This window comes from Streptomyces sp. SM10, assembly GCF_002910915.1.
In the GTDB taxonomy this organism is placed as follows: domain Bacteria; phylum Actinomycetota; class Actinomycetes; order Streptomycetales; family Streptomycetaceae; genus Streptomyces.
Map to the genome: position 1 here is coordinate 1 of NZ_NEUF01000029.1, position 15394 is coordinate 15394.

A 15394-nucleotide genomic window follows, 5' to 3' on the forward strand; every position below is an offset into this window, starting at 1 on the left:
GCCGCACAGTTGCGGCAGGGGCGCTCCGTCACCGCCACCGCACGCGGCGTCGGGCTCGGCGCCCGGCAGCTCCACCGCCGCTCCCTCGCCGCCTTCGGCTACGGCCCCAAGACCCTGGCCAGGGTCCTGAGGCTGCAGCGCGCCCTGGCCCTCGTCCGGGAGGGCACGCCCTACGCCGAGGCCGCGTACGCCGCCGGCTGCACGGACCAGGCGCACCTGGCCCGTGAGATGCGGGAGCTGGCCGGGACGACGCTCGGCGGCTACCTCTCGGGGACCGGCTACGAGGGGTTGGCGGCGAAGAGCGAGACGGCGCAGCCGTCGGGGTCCAGGACGACCGCGTAACGCTGCCCCCAGACGGCGTCCCAGGGCTCCAGATGCCCCGGATGTCCGGCTGCGGTCAGTTCGGCGTACACCGCGTCGACCTCCGCCGGGCTGTCGCAGAGGAAGGCTAGCCCGAGACGCTCGCCGCCCTTGGACCCCGTCCACTCCGGGTCGAAGGAGCGGACGACGTCCTCGGTGTCCCACAGCAGGCGCTGCCCTCCGGGGAGGGCAGCCTCGACATGCGGCGCCGACTCGGCGCCGGCCGGGATGTCGAGCCCGAGCCTGCGGTAGAAGGCGAGCGATGCGGCCAGATCGGCGGTGGTGACGGAGATCGCGTCGAGTCGTGGAGTCATGGGACGACCGTAGGCCCGGACCCGTGACCGGGTCTTGTACGAAACGGTCACGGGCCCGGACGGGAACCGCAGGGGCGTCCGGGCCGGTCGGGCCCGCGAACCCGGCCCGGACCGGGCGAGAGGTCCTACGCGCAGTCCTCGGGCGAGGTGCCCGGGTCCGTCAGCGGCAGACCCAGCTGCGCCCGTTCGGCGAGCCAGCGGGTCGGCCGGTGCCTCGGGTCGCCGGTCGCCCGGTGCAGGGCGCTCTGCAGGTCGAGCAGGCGTGCCGCCCCGATGCGGTCGCCCCAGGCCAGCGGCCCCGTCGGATAGCCGAGGCCGGTCGTCACGGCGAGATCGATGTCCGCCGGGGTGGCCAGCGAGCGCTCCGCGATCGACGCGGCGACCGAGACCACGGAGGCGAGCAGCCGCTGTGCCACGGAACCGGCGGTGTCCCGCACCACCGAGACGGCATACGCCTCCTTGCCCTCCGCCGCACGGGCCAGGACCGCGCGGGCGTCCCGTGCGGCGGACGGGTCCGCCGCCGGGGTCACCGCCAGCACCCGGCGACTGCCCGCCGGAGGCAGCGGATCCACACCGAAGGTGCGCGCGGCGGGAAGCCCCAGCGAGGCCACCGCGGCCGCCACCGTGGTGCCCCAGACGGGGACGAGGACGACGGCGTCCCCCGAGGGGTCGGAGCCGCTCTCGACCGTTGCCCCGGCGGCGCCCAGCGCGCTCCGCAGACCTGCCGCGCCCTCCCCGTCGGCGACGAACACGGGCCGGCCCGCGTCGCCCGTCACCGGCGGCTCCTCGGCGACCGGTGCCCCGGGGCCGTACGTGAACCAGCCCTGCCCGGTCTTGCGGCCGTGCAGACCCGCGGTCACCCGGTTCGGGGTGAGGTAGGACGGGCGGAGCCGGTCCTCGTGGCGGAACCCCTGCCAGATCGAGTCGATCACGGCAGCCGTGACGTCGAGACCCGTGAGGTCCATCAGTTCGAACGGGCCCATGCGCAGCCCCAGCACGTCCCGGGCGATCCGGTCGATCCCGGCCGGGTCCGCGACGGACTCCTCCAGCAGGGCCAGGGCCTCCGTCACCAGCCCCCGGCCGGCGTGGTTGACCAGGAAGCCGGGGGTGTCGGCCACGGTCACCGCGCGATGGCCGCAGCTCTCGACCAGGGCGGTCAGGGCCGGCGGGATCTCCGGACGGGTCGCGGCGCCCGGCACGACCTCGACGATCTTCATCAGCGGCACGGGGTTGAAGAAGTGCAGCCCGGCCAGGCGCCCCGGATCCTGCAGCGAGGCCGCGATCCGGGTCACCGAGAGGGACGAGGTGTTGGTCGCGAAGACGGCGGAGTCGGGAAGCGCCTCCGCCAGCTTCCCGAACACCTCGGCCTTGGTGTCCAGGTCCTCCCGCACGGCCTCGATGACCAGCTCGACCTCCGGGCCCGGCGCCCACGGATCGTCCAGCGGTACCAGGCGTTCCAGCGCCGCGGCGGCGTCGCCGGAGGGCATCCGGCCCTTCTGGACCGCGCGTTCCAGCATGGACCGCACGAAGTCCACGGCCGCTGTCACCGCCTCGGTCCGTACGTCGCAGAGCTCGACGGTGTGCCCGGCGACGGCGGCCCACTGGGCGATGCCGCGGCCCATGGCTCCGGCTCCGACGATCCTGATGCGCATGGCGGTGACGTCCTCTCGGAAGGTGCGGTCGATGTCGGCGGTTGCGGACGGGGTCGGGTCAGCGGAGGTAGACGCGACCGGGGTCGACATCCTCGCGCAGCAGGCGCAGTTCCGCCTCGGTCGGCGGGGGCACGGTGTCGACGGAGGCGGCGGCCTTCAGGTCCCACCCCGTCGCCGCGCGTACCTGATCGACCGTCACTCCCGGGTGCACGGCAACGAGCCGGAGCTCCTCACCGACGCCCGCGCGGGCCAGGATGCCCAGTTCGGTGATGACCCGGGTGACCCCGGCCCCCAGCGGGCGGATGCCCTCGGCGAGGGCACGGTCCGGGCCCGGCGTCGTGCAGAAGTCCAGCTCCGCGGTGAAGGAGCGAGGATTGTGGCGGCGCATCACCACGAAGACCTCGTGGGAGTTGGCCATCACCTCCATGGCGCCGCCGGAGCCGGGCAGCCGCACCGCGGGGCGCTCCCAGTCCCCGATGACGGAGGTGTTCAGGTTGCCCCACCGGTCGATCTGCGCCGCCCCGAGGAAGCCCACGTCGATGTGGCCGCCCTGGAGCACGCAGCCGAACAGCGCCGGCATGGACAGTACGGCCTCGGCGCCCGAGATGAGCACGGCGTCAGCGATGGTCTCCGGCAGGTGCGAGGGATGCGCCCCGCAGACCCCGGACTCGTACACGACCTCGATCTGCGACGCGACCGTCAGGTGGGCGAGCTCGGTCGCGAGCGTGGGCAGCCCGATGCCGGCGAACACCGTGCGCCGGGAGGCCAGTTCGCGGGAGGCGACGACGGAGAGCAGCTCCGAGGAGGTGACGGTCTCCGGTGCGGTGGTGGTCATGTCCCGTTCCCTCTCCCGCGGCGCGCTCACAGCCGCCGCCCGTAGTTCACCGGTTCGCTGAGGGCTTCGCCCACCGCGAGTCCGGCCCAGAAGTCCTCGCCCAGCCTGTCGACGTACTCGGCGTGGTCGGCCGTTCCGTACACCCACTCCGCCAGCCAGGCCCGCAGCCGTTCCGGGTCCTTGCTGATGTGCGACCAGGCCCGGTAGAAGGCGTTGTCACGGTCGTAGTAGCCCTGCGCGAAGGAGGGGTGCGCGCCGCGAGGGCAGACCACGACGGCGTCCACGGCGTGGGACGGGACGAGGGTGCGGTTGGGGTCCGAGCGGACCACGTCGTCCGCGACGACCTCCTCGACGACGACGATCGCCTTGTCCCCCGCGTAGACGGCCTCGGCCTGGATGCCGGTCAGCCCCCAGATCTGGGTGTTGCCCCGGCGGTCGGCCCGCTGGGCGTGGATGATCGTGACGTCCGGGTTCACGGGAGGCACGACGTAGATCTGCTCCGGCTGCCCGTCGGGCCCCGGGTAGGGCGACGTCACCTTGCGCAGATCGCTGTTGACGGACGGGAGATCACTGCCGCCGTAGCTCCGCAGCGGATAGAAGGGCAGCCGCTGGGACCCCGCGAGATACCGGCACACCATCCCGTAGTGGCTGTACTCCTCGAAGGCCAGCGGCGCCGGGCCGGCGCGCTCGATCCTGCGCCGCAGCTCGCCGAGCGAACCGGCGGAGGAGTTGCCCACGAAGGAGGAGACCAGTCGCGAGACGCAGCCGGCGGCGATCATCTGGTCCACCACGATGTCCGCCGTCATCCGCACGACGGTGAGGTCCTTGCGGCCCTGGCGGATGATCTCGTGCCCCGCGGCGGTCGGGACGAGGTGGGTGAACCCCTCGATGGCGACCGTGGCCCCGTCGTGCACGAAGGCGGCGACGGCCTCCTTCATCGACATGACTTTGCTGGGCCCGTCGGCCGTATCCGTCCGCTCCACGGTGCTCCTCGGCGAGTGCGTGCTGGTCGCCCTCACCGTGTCAGTGGTCATTGATTGCTGTCCAATACCAAATTAAGGTCGGATCGAGACAGCTGGTTAATGAATGGAAGCACCCGATGGAACTGCGTCATCTGACCGCGTTCACCGCCGTCGCCGAGGAGCTGCACTTCGGCCGCGCCGCCAAGCGGCTGCAGATGGCCCAGCCCCCGCTCAGCCAGCAGATCCGGCAGCTGGAGAAGGAGCTCGGCGTCCAGCTCTTCGCACGCAACACGCGCTCCGTGCGGCTCACCAGTGCGGGGGAGTCCTTCCTCGAACCCGTACGGACCGTCCTCGCCGACCTCGACACGGCGGTACGGGCGGCCAAGGCCGCTGGACGCGGGGAGTACGGGCGGGTCACCATCGGCTTCGCCGGGGCCTCCAGTCACGAGACCCTGCCCCTGCTGACCCGGGCCGTGCGCGCCGCGCACCCCGGCATCGAGCTGGCCATGAAGGGTCAGACCTACGCCAACGTCGCCCTGTCCCGGGTCGCCGACGGCTCCCTCGACCTGGGCTTCGTCCGGCTCCCGGTCACCCAGCCCGGGGTGACCTACCGGGTGATCGACGAGGAGGAGCTGCTGTGCGCGCTGCCCTCCGACCACCGGCTCGCCCGCCTGGAGAGCATCCCGATCGGGATCCTGGCCGAGGAACCCTTCGTCTCCTTCCCGGCCAACGCCGGGTCGACGGTCCGCGACGCCATGGTCCAGGTCTGCGAGGCCGCGGGTTTCAACCCCCGGGTGGTGCAGGAAGCGCCGGACTCGTACACGATCCTCGCCCTCGTCGCCGCCGGCGTCGGCGTCACGCTCACGGTCTCCTCGGTCCGCCACATCCAGCAGAACGGACTCATCTACCGGCCCCTCGCCGGCCCGCCGGTCCGGCGCCAGGCGGCGCTGGCCTGGCGCACGGACAACCCCTCGGCGGCCCTCGGCGCGGTGCTCGCGGTCGCCGAGGAGGCCCTGCCGACCCCCTGACCGCCGGATTGAGACGCACAGCGTCTTGAATGTGCGGGAACTCGATATTGGACCGACTCAGTGGTCCGGTGCGAAGGTCACCCCACACACCCGAACCCGCCGAAAGGTGTTCCGCCGTGCCCGACCGGACCGATGTCGTCATCTGCGAACCGCTGCGTACCCCCATCGGGCGTTTCGGCGGCGCGTTCGCCCAGCAGACCCCCGCCGCGCTCGCCGCACGCGTCATCGCGGAGGTCGTCGCCCGTGCGGGGATCGACCCGGACCGGGTGGACGAGGTGATCCTCGGACACGCCTACCCCTCGTCCGAGGCCCCGGCCATCGGCCGCGTCGCCGCCCTGGACGCCGGACTCCCCGACACCGTCACCGGCGCCCAGACCGACCGCCGCTGCGGCTCCGGCCTGCAGGCCGTCCTCGACGCCGCCATGCAGATCCGCGCCGGTTTCAGCGACGTCGTCGTCGCCGGCGGTGTCGACGTCATGAGCGCCGCCCCCTACTACACGCACGACGGACGCTGGGGCATCAAGGGCCCCGGCCTCCAGCTCCACGACTCGCTGGCCCGCGGCCGGGTCACCGCCGGCGGCGTCCACCACCCCGTACCCGGCGGCATGATCGAGACCGCGGAGAACCTCCGCCGCGCCTACTCCATCAGCCGTGCCGACCAGGACGCCCTCGCCCTGCGCTCGCAGGCCCGCGCCGCCCGTGCCGTGCAGGAGGGGCGCTACGACGCGGAGACCGTCCCCGTCACCGTGCGCACCAGGAAGGGCGAGACCGTCGTCACCGCCGACGAGCACCCCCGCCCCGACACCACCGCCGAACAGCTCGCGGCGCTGCGCCCCATCATGGCCAAGTCCGACCCCGAGGCCACCGTCACCGCGGGCAACGCCAGCGGGCAGAACGACGCGGCCGCCGCCTGCCTGGTCACCAGCGCCGCCACCGCCGAACGGCTCGGGCTCACCCCGCTCGTGCGCCTGGTCTCCTTCGCCCGTGCCGGTGTCCCCGCGGCGACGATGGGCATCGGTCCCGTCCCGGCCACCCACGCGGCCCTCGCCCGGGCCGGCCTCACCCTCGCCGACCTCGACCTCATCGAGCTCAACGAGGCCTTCGCCGCCCAGGTCCTCGCCTGCACCCGGGAGCTCGGCCTCGGGGAGAAGGACCACGAGCAGCGGATCAACGTCAACGGATCCGGTGTCTCGCTCGGCCACCCGGTGGGCGCCACCGGCGCCCGCATCCTCGCCACCCTCACCCGGGAGATGGACCGCACCCAGGCGCGCTACGGGCTGGAGACCATGTGCATCGGCGGAGGCCAGGGCCTCGCCGCGGTCTTCGAACGCATCGCCGCCTGACGGCCCGTACCCTCACCGTCCCCTTCTTCTCCGTCCCCTCTCCACCACGCGACCCAGGGCGTCCGGGCGACGCCCGGGTCAGCCATGCCTCCATCCGCTTGATCACGATGTTCACGGGAGCCACCGATGAGTGCGACCACCGCCACCGCACGCGAGCGAACGAAAGCCGCCAACCGCGCAGGGTTCGGAGCCTTCATCGGCTCCACCATCGAGTGGTTCGACTTCTACATCTACGGAACCGCGGCAGCGCTCGTCTTCGACAAGGTGTTCTTCCCGGAACTCGAAGGCCCCATCGGCACCCTGGTCGCGTTCGCCACCTTCTGGGTCGGCTTCCTCGCCCGCCCCCTCGGCGGCATCATCTTCGGCCACTACGGCGACCGGCTCGGCCGTAAGAAGACCCTCGTCATCACCCTGCTGATGATGGGCGTCTCGACCACCGCGATCGGACTGCTGCCCGGCTACGCCTCCATCGGCATCGCCGCCCCGATCCTGCTGGTCTGCATCCGCATGATCCAGGGCATCGGCCTCGGCGGCGAATGGGGCGGATCCGTCCTGATCGCCGCCGAGCACGCCCCCAAGGGCAAGTCGGTGCTGTACGCCGCCTTCGCCCAGCAGGGCTCGCCCGTCGGCAACACCCTCTCCACCCTGAGCTTCCTCGCGATCAGCCAGCTGCCCGACGACGCCTTCGTCTCCTGGGGCTGGCGCGTGCCCTTCCTCGCGTCCGCCGCCCTCGTCATGGTCGGTCTGCTGGTCCGCCTGAAGGTCGCCGAGTCCCCGGCCATGGCCAAGCTCATCGAGAAGAGGGAAGTCGCCAAGCTCCCGCTGACCGAGGTCCTGCGCACCCACCCCATGCTGATCGTCCTCGGCATCGGCGCCTGCACCATCGGCCTGTCCGCGACGTACTTCAAGTCGACGTTCGCCCTGTCCTGGGCGACCACGTCCCTCGACTTCGACCGAAGCTCGTTCCTGACGATCATCCTCGTCGCCAACGTCACCCAGATCATCGTCCAGCCCTTCGGCGCCCTCATCGCCACCCGGATGAAGAGCTGGTCCCGCGCGGTGATCGTGATGCTGGTCCCCGAGCTCATCCTGATGCCGGTGATGTTCGTCCTCATCAGCACCGGGAACTACGGCCTCGCCATGGTCGGTGTCGCCGTCGCGACGATCCCGCACTGCCTCTACTACGCGGCTCTCGCCGGCATGCTCGCCAGCCGCTTCCCGGCCCATCTGCGCTACACCGGCATCTCGCTCTGCTACCAGCTCTGCGGCACCCTGCTCGGCGGGACGACCCCGATCATCGGGCAGTTCCTGCTCAACCGGACCGGTTCCATCACCGCCGTCATCGCCTACGCCGTCTTCCAGGTGGTGCTGACCCTGGGCTGCATGCTCCTCCTGCTCAAGCGCCCCAACCACGACGAGCAGGCCGCCGCTCCGGTCGCCGCACCCTGCCCCGCGACCGTCACCGCCTGACCCGCCCGTCCACGCAGAACGGAGTACAGCGACATGCCGCTGACCGCGCACGGCATTCCGGAGATCCTCGCCCTCGGCGGGCGCGACCTCGGACGCTCGGAGTGGAAGGAGGTCACCCAGGAGCTGATCGACGCCTACGCGTACGTCTCGGGGGACCACCAGTGGATCCACACCGACGTCGAGCGCGCCGCCGCCGGCCCCTACGGACGCACCATCGCCCACGGCTACATGGTGCTGAGCTGGGGCATTCCGATGTTCGGCGAGCTGCTCCGGGTGAGCGGGGTGGGGCGGGCGCTCAACTACGGGGTCAACCGGGTCCGCTACCCGGCTCCCGTCCCCGTCGGCAGCCGCGTGCGCCTGCACGCCACCGTCACCGGGGTGGCCGAGGTCGCGCGGGGCGGCGTGCAGATGACGCGGGGCTTCACCTTCGAACTGGAGGGCTCCGAGAAGCCGGCCTGCGTCGCCGAGTCGCTGACCCACTTCTACCCGTAGGCCCCGGCTTCTCCCGTAGGCCCCCGGCCGGGGCCGGTGCGGCCAGGTGGTCGGCCCGGGCATCCGGGTCGGTCAGCCGGTTCAGCCGGCAGCGCCTGGATCGGCCAGGAGCAGAGGAAGGCGGGCGCTTTCCGGGCGGCGACGGACCGGGTGCGAGAGGACCTCGACGTCGGCCATCAGGACCTGCGGACCACCTGCGCCCAGCACCTGGAGATCGTCGCGGCAGGCGACGCGAACGGGCAGTCCGCGCCATGGTGGGTGTCCGCCGACCGTCTCGGTCATGTCCGCGGCCTTGTCGAGCATCTGCTGGACCCGAAAGGTGCCGGGCGCGGGCCAGCCGGGGCAGCAGGCGGAAGTTGAGCAGTTCAGTGAAGGCGAACCAGCCCTCGCTCGCGCTCGGCTTCCCGCATGTCGGCCACCAGCGCGTCCAGCCGGTCGAGACCTGCGGGTGTGAGCAGTGCGATGATCCGGTCGGCCATCCCGCGCTCGAAGAGCTCGCGTACGTCCACGAGGTCGGCCAGCACCTGGAAGTCGCCGTCGGGGGAGAGCAGCCCACGGAACGTCAGGCTCTCCACCAGGGCGGACAGGCTCAGCAGGCCGACATACGTGCCGTGGCCGCGGCGGACCTCGACGATGTCCAGCGCGTCGAGGATCCTGACCGCCTCGCGCACGCTGGAGCGGCTCGCGCCGAGCGCTTCGCAGAGGGCGGGCTCCGTGGGCATGCGCGTCGCCCGGGCTCAGGCGCTCCTCGAGGACGTAGCGCTTGGTCCCCTCCGCGACTTCCTGCCGACGGTGGCCGAACAGGGAGAGGCCGGCCGACAGGTGCAGCTGTCGGCCGGCCCCTTTCCGGCAACCCCTTCTCAGGAGTTGGTCAGACGCGCGAACCGCGGCTGCGGCGCATGAGCACCGCGCCGCCCAGCAGCAGCGCCGCGCTCGCACCGGCGGCCAGGCCGATGTCACCGGCACCGGTCTGCGCCAGCTGGGTGTCGGGGGTGTTCGGCCCCGGGTTGCCGGCCGGCGGCTCCTCCACGGGAGGCTTCGAGGTCGGCGGCGTGACGGCCGGGGGCTCCTCGGTGGGGGGCTCCTCGGTCGGCGGGGTGACCGTCGGGGGCTCCTCGGTGGGGGGCTCCACCGGCGGGTGGACGGGCGGGTGCACCGGGGGGTGCCCGTGGTCGCGACCGCTCTCGTTGACGCAGGAGTTGCCGAAGACGGGGTTCAGCACGCCGACGACGTCGACGGAGTTGCCGCAGGCGTTCACCGGGACCTCCACCGGAACCTGGGCCAGGTTGCCGGAGAGGACGCCGGGGGAGCCGACGGCCTTGCCGTCCGCGCTCGCGCCGGACGAGCCGTGGCCGTGCTCGTCGTGCGAGCTGACGTTCGCGCACTTGTTGCCGAAGGCCGGGTTCAGCAGGGCGATCACATTGACGGTGTTGCCGCAGAGATTGACCGGGACATGCACCGGGACCTGAACGGCGTTGCCCGAGCCGACACCCGGTGAATTGGCGGCGACACCGTCGGCCGAGGCGTCGGCGTGCGCGTAACCGCCGGCGGCGGTCAGGATGCCCGACGCCGCCGCCATGACGATCATGCTTTTGTTCAGAACCTGTCGCATTACGTGCCCTTCTCCGGGAAATTCGCGTGGGCGGTGACCCTGATGGCAGTCATTCCATCGACGCGGACTACTCCATAACGACGCAGAGGTTGCGGGGGAAACTCGGAGAGCGGTGGAAATCCTGGTAACCACCCGAAAGGGTCACGCACGGATGTTCGCTCGACGGCAGAGTTCCGGCATTCGGGTGAACGGGGGGAACCAAACGCCGCCCGCCGAGTTGATCAGGTCGCTCCGCCGCGGGGCAATCGGTACGAGAAGGGTTAATCGTGATCAAGAAGGTTCTGGCTACGGGTGCCGTCGCCGCCTCCGTCCTCGGTGTCTCTGCTACCAGTGCCATGGCGATCGGTGACGACACCGGCACGACGTCGATCAACGGCAACGGCGCCGAGTCCGAGTTCGGCAACAGCTCGACCAGGGGTGACCAGAGCCCGCAGCTCAGCCTCGTCCAGGGCTCGCTGAACAAGCCCTGCATCGCCCTGCCGGTCAAGGCCAACGCCGGCGCCCTCGTCGGTGTCCTCGCCGCGCTCGCGGTCCAGGACGTCAACGTCCTGTCGAACCCGCAGAACCAGCAGTGCACCGACAACTCCACCCAGGCCAAGGGTGACGAGCCGTTGTCGCACATCCTGTCGGACATCCCGGTCCTCTCCGGTAACGGTGCCGGCAACAACTGACCGGCCCTCCAGGACCGGTCCGGGCCGCCGACACTCCTCCATCGCGCGGCCCGGGCCTGCATCATCCGGGCGTTCTTCCGCGAAACTCTTCCCATAGCGTTTCGCGATCGCCCGTCACTCGTTAGGGATTACAGCTCCGGAGTTACGGGTGCATTTCAGAGAAGCGCTCGTGCGGCACGAAATACGTGACCGCTCAGGACTCCGCTGCAGAAAGGGACGAAAGTGAAGTACACCAAGGTTGCCGCCGTCGCCGCCGGAACCCTCATGGCTCTCGGCGCCGCTGCTCCGGCCATGGCCGACTCCGGCGCCGAGGCCGTTGCCGCCCACTCCCCGGGTGTCCTGTCCGGCAATGTCGTTCAGGTTCCGATCCACATCCCGGTGAACGTCTGCGGCAACACCATCAACGTCGTCGGTCTGCTCAACCCGTCGTTCGGCAACGTCTGCATCAACGACTGATCTCCATTCGGTCGAGCCGACGGTTCGTCATGAGAAGGCCCGGGAGCGCATCTGCTGCTCCGGGGCCTTCTCGCTGCGCACGGGAAATGTGGTCCCGTGCAGTTTCCCCGTGCGCGGCTTGATCGTTGTCCCCGGCAGAGGCGGCACACGCCGCCGAAGAAGGGATTCGGGAAAGTGAAGTACGCGAAGACCGCCGCCGTTGTCGCAGGTTCCGTCGCCGCTCTCGGGGCAGCTGCACCCGCCTTCGCCGCGACCACCCCCACGGCCCCCCGCATCAGCCTCACCGGCGGTGTGAACGAACTGACCTCCGCGGCACCGCAGATCCCGGACCGGGTGGTGAACCCCCTGGTGGACGCGGTCGGAGAGACCGCGGGAGCGGTGCAGGAGGACGGCGCGGTCAGCAGGTCGGCCGATGTGGTGACCGGTGCGGCCGACGGGGCGGCCCCGCTCCTGGGCGGACTGCCGCTGGGCGGCTGACCGTCGGCGCCGTCCTTTCGGGCCGTGCGAGGTGCGGGCCGCTTCCGCATGCGGTGCGACGCCCTGGACGAGGAACATCGTTCGAGTGAAAGGGCGCAACCGGAAACCGTCGGGCGGAGTTGTTCAGAATGCTCCGGACAGGCGGGCAACAGAAAAACCAGAAGGGCACGTTTCATGATGAAGAAGATTCTGGCGTCGGCGGCCATGGCCGCATCCGTCGCCGGTGTTTCCGCCGCCGCGGCCCCCTCGGCCATGGCGATCGGCAACGACACCGGCACCACGACGGTCAACGGCAACGGTTCCGACCAGTACTACGGCAACAGCAGCACGCACGGTGACATGAGCCCGCAGATCGGTCTCATCCAGGGCTCGTTCAACAAGCCCTGCATCGCTCTGCCGGCAAAGGCCAACATCGGCTCGCTGCTCGGGCTCGTCCCGATCTCGGTCCAGGACATCAACGTCCTGTCCTCGCCGCAGAACCAGCAGTGCACCGAGAACTCCACCCAGGCCAAGGGTGACGAGGCTCTGTCGCACATCCTCAACGACATCCCGGTGCTCTCGGGCAACGGCGCGGGCAACAACTGACACCGATCCGCTCCGGCTCCCCCTGCGTCCGTTCAGGCCAGGGTGCACCGTTTCCCGCCTTCGCGTAGTCCGTGAACACGTGTGGGGCCGTTCCGTCCGTGCGGTGCCCGACCTCGGTCGGGTGTGCGGAGGGGGCGGCCCCACACGCCTGTCCGGCATCCGCGCGACGAACGGCCGGTCTGCACGTCGGGTAGCCCGATAGTGCGGGAATTGGGCCGGTTGCCGCATGAACGGCCGACGCCGTACGCGTGTCCGGGTAGGTGCGCCTCATGGACTCGTACGACAGTCACCATCCGCCCGGCCGTGGCCGGTCGCCCGAGAGCTCCACGCCCATCTACGACCGGCTGCTCGCCGAATGGCGCGACGCTGTCCGGCGCGACGAGGCGCCATGGGCGCAGGGCGCGACATCCGACCCTGCGGCGTCCGGGAGTCCGGCGCCCGGACGGGAGGGCGCCTTCGTCCCCGCCGCCCGTACGGCGGGCGACGGCCGATAGCCGCACGTCACAGCGGAATCGGATCCAACCCGTTCGAGTGGTGTAGCGGAACCAAAAGCTCCGTTTGGGGTTACTCAGTACGTTCCAGAACGGGACGCTCCGAAAGGTGAAGCGTGATGAAGAAGATGATGGCCGGCGCCGCCGTAGCCGTGTCCCTGATCGGTCTGTCCGCCGCCGCGGCCCCCTCGGCCATGGCGATCGGCGACGACCACGGCACGACCACGATCAACGGCAACGGCGCCGAGTCGGAGTTCGGTAACAGCTCGACCAGGGGCGACCAGAGCCCCCAGCTCAGCCTCGTCCAGGGCTCGCTGAACAAGCCCTGCATCGCCCTGCCGGTCAAGGCCAACGTGGGTTCGCTGATCGGTGCCATTCCGATCGCGGTCCAGGACATCAACGTCCTGTCCTCGCCGCAGAACCAGCAGTGCGCGGACAACTCCACGCAGGCCAAGGGCGACGAGGCCCTGTCGCACATCCTGAACGACATCCCGGTGATCTCGGGCAACGGCGTCGGCAACAACTGACGCCGCTGGGTGGGTGGCCCCTGGCGTACGCCGGTGGGCCGCCCGCATACCGCTGCGACGCGCAGCGCACAGGGCGATGCCCACCACTCCACGGGGGTGGTGGGCATCGCCTCGTACGGGGCGCGGAACGGTCAGCCGAGGCTGCGCACCGGCAGCAGGCAGTGGGCGGAGGTCGCGATGACGTCGGGGTCGCCCACGAAGGACTTCAGCAGTTCCTCGCCGACCGGCTGCCCGGGGACGGCGGCGGGCCACGGGCGCGTGGCGAACATCCCGTGGACCCGGCCCTCCGACCGTGCCGCGGCCAGCCACTCCGGGGGCACGGTGTACTGCGCCTTGAAGTGAGGAAGCGTCAGTACGGCCTGCCCGGCCTGGACGAGGAGTTTGACCGGAAGGTTCGGAAGTTCCGAGGCGTCCAGCGTCTCGCCCCCCACACGCAGTCCGCTGCGCTCCAGTGCCGTGTGCATGGCCGTCTCCCCGGCCTCGGGCCCGTCCCGGCCGTCACCGAGCGAGTAGGCGAGGAGGAAGGCGGTCTCACGCTCCCCCGGGGCGCTCGCCCCGCTCCAGCCGATGAGGACCTGGGTGCCCAACTGGGCTGGCGAGTAAGGAAGGGTGGCGGATTCGGGTGAGGTCATGACCGGCACCCTAACGGCCCGAGACCGGTCCTTGTGTACGCGTATCACCCGATCGTGGAGTATCTCGCGCAACTCGTCCTGATCCGTCGCATGAGGGGCCGTGGCCCGAAAAACCTGTTGACCGTCCGGGGAGGCCCCGGACTATGGTGTGCGGAGTTCGAGGAACCAGGAGGTGAGGACATTGATGACTGTCGTTGAGATGGGCGCTGCCCACAACCCGAAGTGCATCGTTCCCACCCCTGTGGCCACCGGCTGACTCGACCTTTCCTCCGCGCCGGACGCGCGGTGCCGGGGCCGCCCTTGTGAAGGGTTTCCCTTGTCTTTCCCGAATTCTCCGGGCTCCGTTCCGTCGCACCCGCTGGCTCCGTACGGCTGGGACGACGCATGGGCCGACATCTTCGCCCCGTACGCCGAGCAGGGACTCCTGCCGGGACGCGTGGTGCGGGTCGACCGCGGTCTGTGCGACGTGGTCACTCCTGCGGGCACCCTCCGGGCGGACACCGCGTTCGTGGTCCCCCGCGACCCGATGCGGATCGTCTGCACCGGCGACTGGGTGGCCGTCGACCCCGACGGCGACCCGCAGTTCGTCCGCGCGCTCCTGCCCCGCCGCACGGCCTTCGTGCGCTCGACCTCGTCGCAGCGCTCCGAAGGGCAGGTGCTCGCCACCAACATCGACCACATCGTCATCTGCGTCTCGCTCGCCGTCGAGCTGGACCTCGGACGGCTGGAACGGTTCCTGGCCCTGGCCATGTCCGCCACCGCCGGCGCCGCGCTCCTCGGCGACGGGACCTCGTCCGCCGGGCACGAGGCCCAGCCGCTCGTGCTGCTCACCAAGGCCGACCTCGTCCCGGACGGCACCACGCTGTCCCACCTCGTCCAGGACATCGAGCGCATCGCCCCCGGGGTGCAGGTGCTCCCCGTCAGCTCCGCCACGGGGGAGGGGGTCGACGTGTTCGGGGCGATCGTCGGCAGCGGTACGAGCGTGCTGCTCGGGACTTCGGGCGCCGGCAAGTCGACCCTCGCCAACACGCTGCTCGGTGCGGACGTGATGCATGTCCAGGAGGCGCGGGAGGTGGACGGCAAGGGCCGTCACACCACCACGACCCGCAACCTCCTCGTACTCCCCGGCGGGGGTGTCCTGATCGACACCCCGGGGCTGCGCGGCGTCGGCCTGTGGGACGCCCAGGCGGGGGTCGGCCAGGTCTTCTCCGAGATCGAGGACCTGGCGCGGCAGTGCCGCTTCCACGACTGCGGCCACGAGGCCGAGCCCGGCTGCGCCGTGCTCGGTGCGATCGAGGACGGCTCCCTGGCCGAACGGCGTCTCGACAGCTACCGCAAGCTCCTCCGGGAGAACCACCGTATCGCGGCCAAGACCGACGCCCGGCTGCGCAGCGAGACCCTGCGCGAATGGAAGCGCAGGGGGGCCGAGGGCCGGGAGGCCATGGCGATGAAGCGGGGCAGGACGCGTTAGCGGGCAGGGGCGGGGG

Annotated in this window: 19 protein-coding genes and 1 pseudogene; 12 read left to right on the plus strand and 8 right to left on the minus strand. The window is 71.0% G+C overall.

Annotated features, from left to right (window positions below):
• A partial coding sequence (locus B9S57_RS02115; RefSeq protein WP_146057701.1) for a helix-turn-helix domain-containing protein occupies positions 1-342 on the plus strand: 342 nt, incomplete at its 5' end.
• Here the strand turns inward: B9S57_RS02115 and B9S57_RS02120 are convergent.
• The 4 genes from B9S57_RS02120 to B9S57_RS02135 form a co-directional block, all read right to left on the minus strand.
• Positions 279-674: a VOC family protein gene (locus B9S57_RS02120; protein WP_258036177.1), complete on the minus strand. Its 396-nt coding sequence runs from the start codon at positions 672-674 to the stop codon at positions 279-281. The genes B9S57_RS02115 and B9S57_RS02120 overlap by 64 nt on opposite strands.
• Before the next feature lie 125 nt (positions 675-799).
• The gene (locus tag B9S57_RS02125; RefSeq protein ID WP_103513841.1) at positions 800-2326 is read right to left on the minus strand and encodes a 3-hydroxyacyl-CoA dehydrogenase; all 1527 of its coding nucleotides are present in this window, start codon (positions 2324-2326) and stop codon (positions 800-802) included.
• 58 nt (positions 2327-2384) lie between these two features.
• On the minus strand, positions 2385-3161 hold the full coding sequence (locus B9S57_RS02130) for a CoA-transferase subunit beta (RefSeq protein ID WP_103513823.1): 777 nt from the start codon (positions 3159-3161) through the stop codon (positions 2385-2387).
• A gap of 26 nt (positions 3162-3187) precedes the next feature.
• The gene (locus B9S57_RS02135) at positions 3188-4105 is read right to left on the minus strand and encodes a CoA transferase subunit A (protein ID WP_181011202.1); all 918 of its coding nucleotides are present in this window, start codon (positions 4103-4105) and stop codon (positions 3188-3190) included.
• Positions 4106-4260: 155 nt separating this feature from the next.
• Here B9S57_RS02135 and B9S57_RS02140 point away from each other — a divergent pair, with 155 nt between their 5' ends.
• From B9S57_RS02140 to B9S57_RS02155, 4 genes are all read left to right on the plus strand, one after another.
• Positions 4261-5151, plus strand: coding sequence for a LysR family transcriptional regulator (locus tag B9S57_RS02140; protein ID WP_103513825.1), 891 nt, complete (start codon positions 4261-4263; stop codon positions 5149-5151).
• A gap of 116 nt (positions 5152-5267) precedes the next feature.
• On the plus strand, positions 5268-6494 hold the full coding sequence (locus tag B9S57_RS02145; protein WP_103513826.1) for an acetyl-CoA C-acetyltransferase: 1227 nt from the start codon (positions 5268-5270) through the stop codon (positions 6492-6494).
• A 126-nt stretch (positions 6495-6620) separates the two neighbouring features.
• Complete coding sequence (locus B9S57_RS02150) at positions 6621-7964, plus strand: MFS transporter (RefSeq protein ID WP_103513827.1); 1344 nt, start codon at positions 6621-6623, stop codon at positions 7962-7964.
• Between the two features lie 33 nt (positions 7965-7997).
• Positions 7998-8456, plus strand: a complete 459-nt coding sequence (locus tag B9S57_RS02155; RefSeq protein WP_103513828.1) for a MaoC family dehydratase — start codon at positions 7998-8000, stop codon at positions 8454-8456.
• Between the two features lie 81 nt (positions 8457-8537).
• Here the strand turns inward: B9S57_RS02155 and B9S57_RS36320 are convergent, their stop codons facing one another.
• The 3 genes and pseudogenes from B9S57_RS36320 to B9S57_RS36155 form a co-directional block, all read right to left on the minus strand.
• Complete coding sequence (locus B9S57_RS36320; RefSeq protein ID WP_181011201.1) at positions 8538-8759, minus strand: hypothetical protein; 222 nt, start codon at positions 8757-8759, stop codon at positions 8538-8540.
• 98 nt (positions 8760-8857) lie between these two features.
• Positions 8858-9278: pseudogene (locus tag B9S57_RS02165) on the minus strand (FadR/GntR family transcriptional regulator); the annotation flags it as partial.
• 49 nt (positions 9279-9327) lie between these two features.
• Positions 9328-10068: a chaplin gene (locus B9S57_RS36155; RefSeq protein WP_103513829.1), complete on the minus strand. Its 741-nt coding sequence runs from the start codon at positions 10066-10068 to the stop codon at positions 9328-9330.
• A gap of 266 nt (positions 10069-10334) precedes the next feature.
• Between B9S57_RS36155 and B9S57_RS02175 the strand changes: the two genes are divergently transcribed.
• The 6 genes from B9S57_RS02175 (at position 10335) to B9S57_RS02200 (ending at position 13275) form a co-directional block, all read left to right on the plus strand.
• Positions 10335-10739, plus strand: a complete 405-nt coding sequence (locus B9S57_RS02175) for a rodlin (protein ID WP_103513830.1) — start codon at positions 10335-10337, stop codon at positions 10737-10739.
• A 222-nt stretch (positions 10740-10961) separates the two neighbouring features.
• The gene (locus tag B9S57_RS02180; RefSeq protein ID WP_103513831.1) at positions 10962-11195 is read left to right on the plus strand and encodes a chaplin; all 234 of its coding nucleotides are present in this window, start codon (positions 10962-10964) and stop codon (positions 11193-11195) included.
• A 174-nt stretch (positions 11196-11369) separates the two neighbouring features.
• Positions 11370-11672, plus strand: a complete 303-nt coding sequence (locus B9S57_RS02185) for a hypothetical protein (RefSeq protein WP_103513832.1) — start codon at positions 11370-11372, stop codon at positions 11670-11672.
• Positions 11673-11846: 174 nt separating this feature from the next.
• Entirely contained in the window at positions 11847-12257 is a 411-nt protein-coding gene (locus B9S57_RS02190; RefSeq protein WP_103513833.1) for a rodlin, read from the plus strand.
• Between the two features lie 269 nt (positions 12258-12526).
• A complete protein-coding gene (locus B9S57_RS02195; protein WP_103513834.1) occupies positions 12527-12751 on the plus strand; it encodes a hypothetical protein in 225 nt (74 codons plus the stop codon).
• A gap of 116 nt (positions 12752-12867) precedes the next feature.
• Positions 12868-13275, plus strand: a complete 408-nt coding sequence (locus tag B9S57_RS02200; RefSeq protein ID WP_103513835.1) for a rodlin — start codon at positions 12868-12870, stop codon at positions 13273-13275.
• A gap of 131 nt (positions 13276-13406) precedes the next feature.
• Here the strand turns inward: B9S57_RS02200 and B9S57_RS02205 are convergent, their stop codons facing one another.
• The gene (locus B9S57_RS02205) at positions 13407-13907 is read right to left on the minus strand and encodes a DUF5949 family protein (protein WP_103513836.1); all 501 of its coding nucleotides are present in this window, start codon (positions 13905-13907) and stop codon (positions 13407-13409) included.
• A gap of 316 nt (positions 13908-14223) precedes the next feature.
• Between B9S57_RS02205 and rsgA the strand changes: the two genes are divergently transcribed.
• Positions 14224-15378: a ribosome small subunit-dependent GTPase A gene (gene rsgA, locus B9S57_RS02210; protein WP_103513837.1), complete on the plus strand. Its 1155-nt coding sequence runs from the start codon at positions 14224-14226 to the stop codon at positions 15376-15378.
• The last annotated feature ends 16 nt before the right edge of the window (positions 15379-15394 follow it).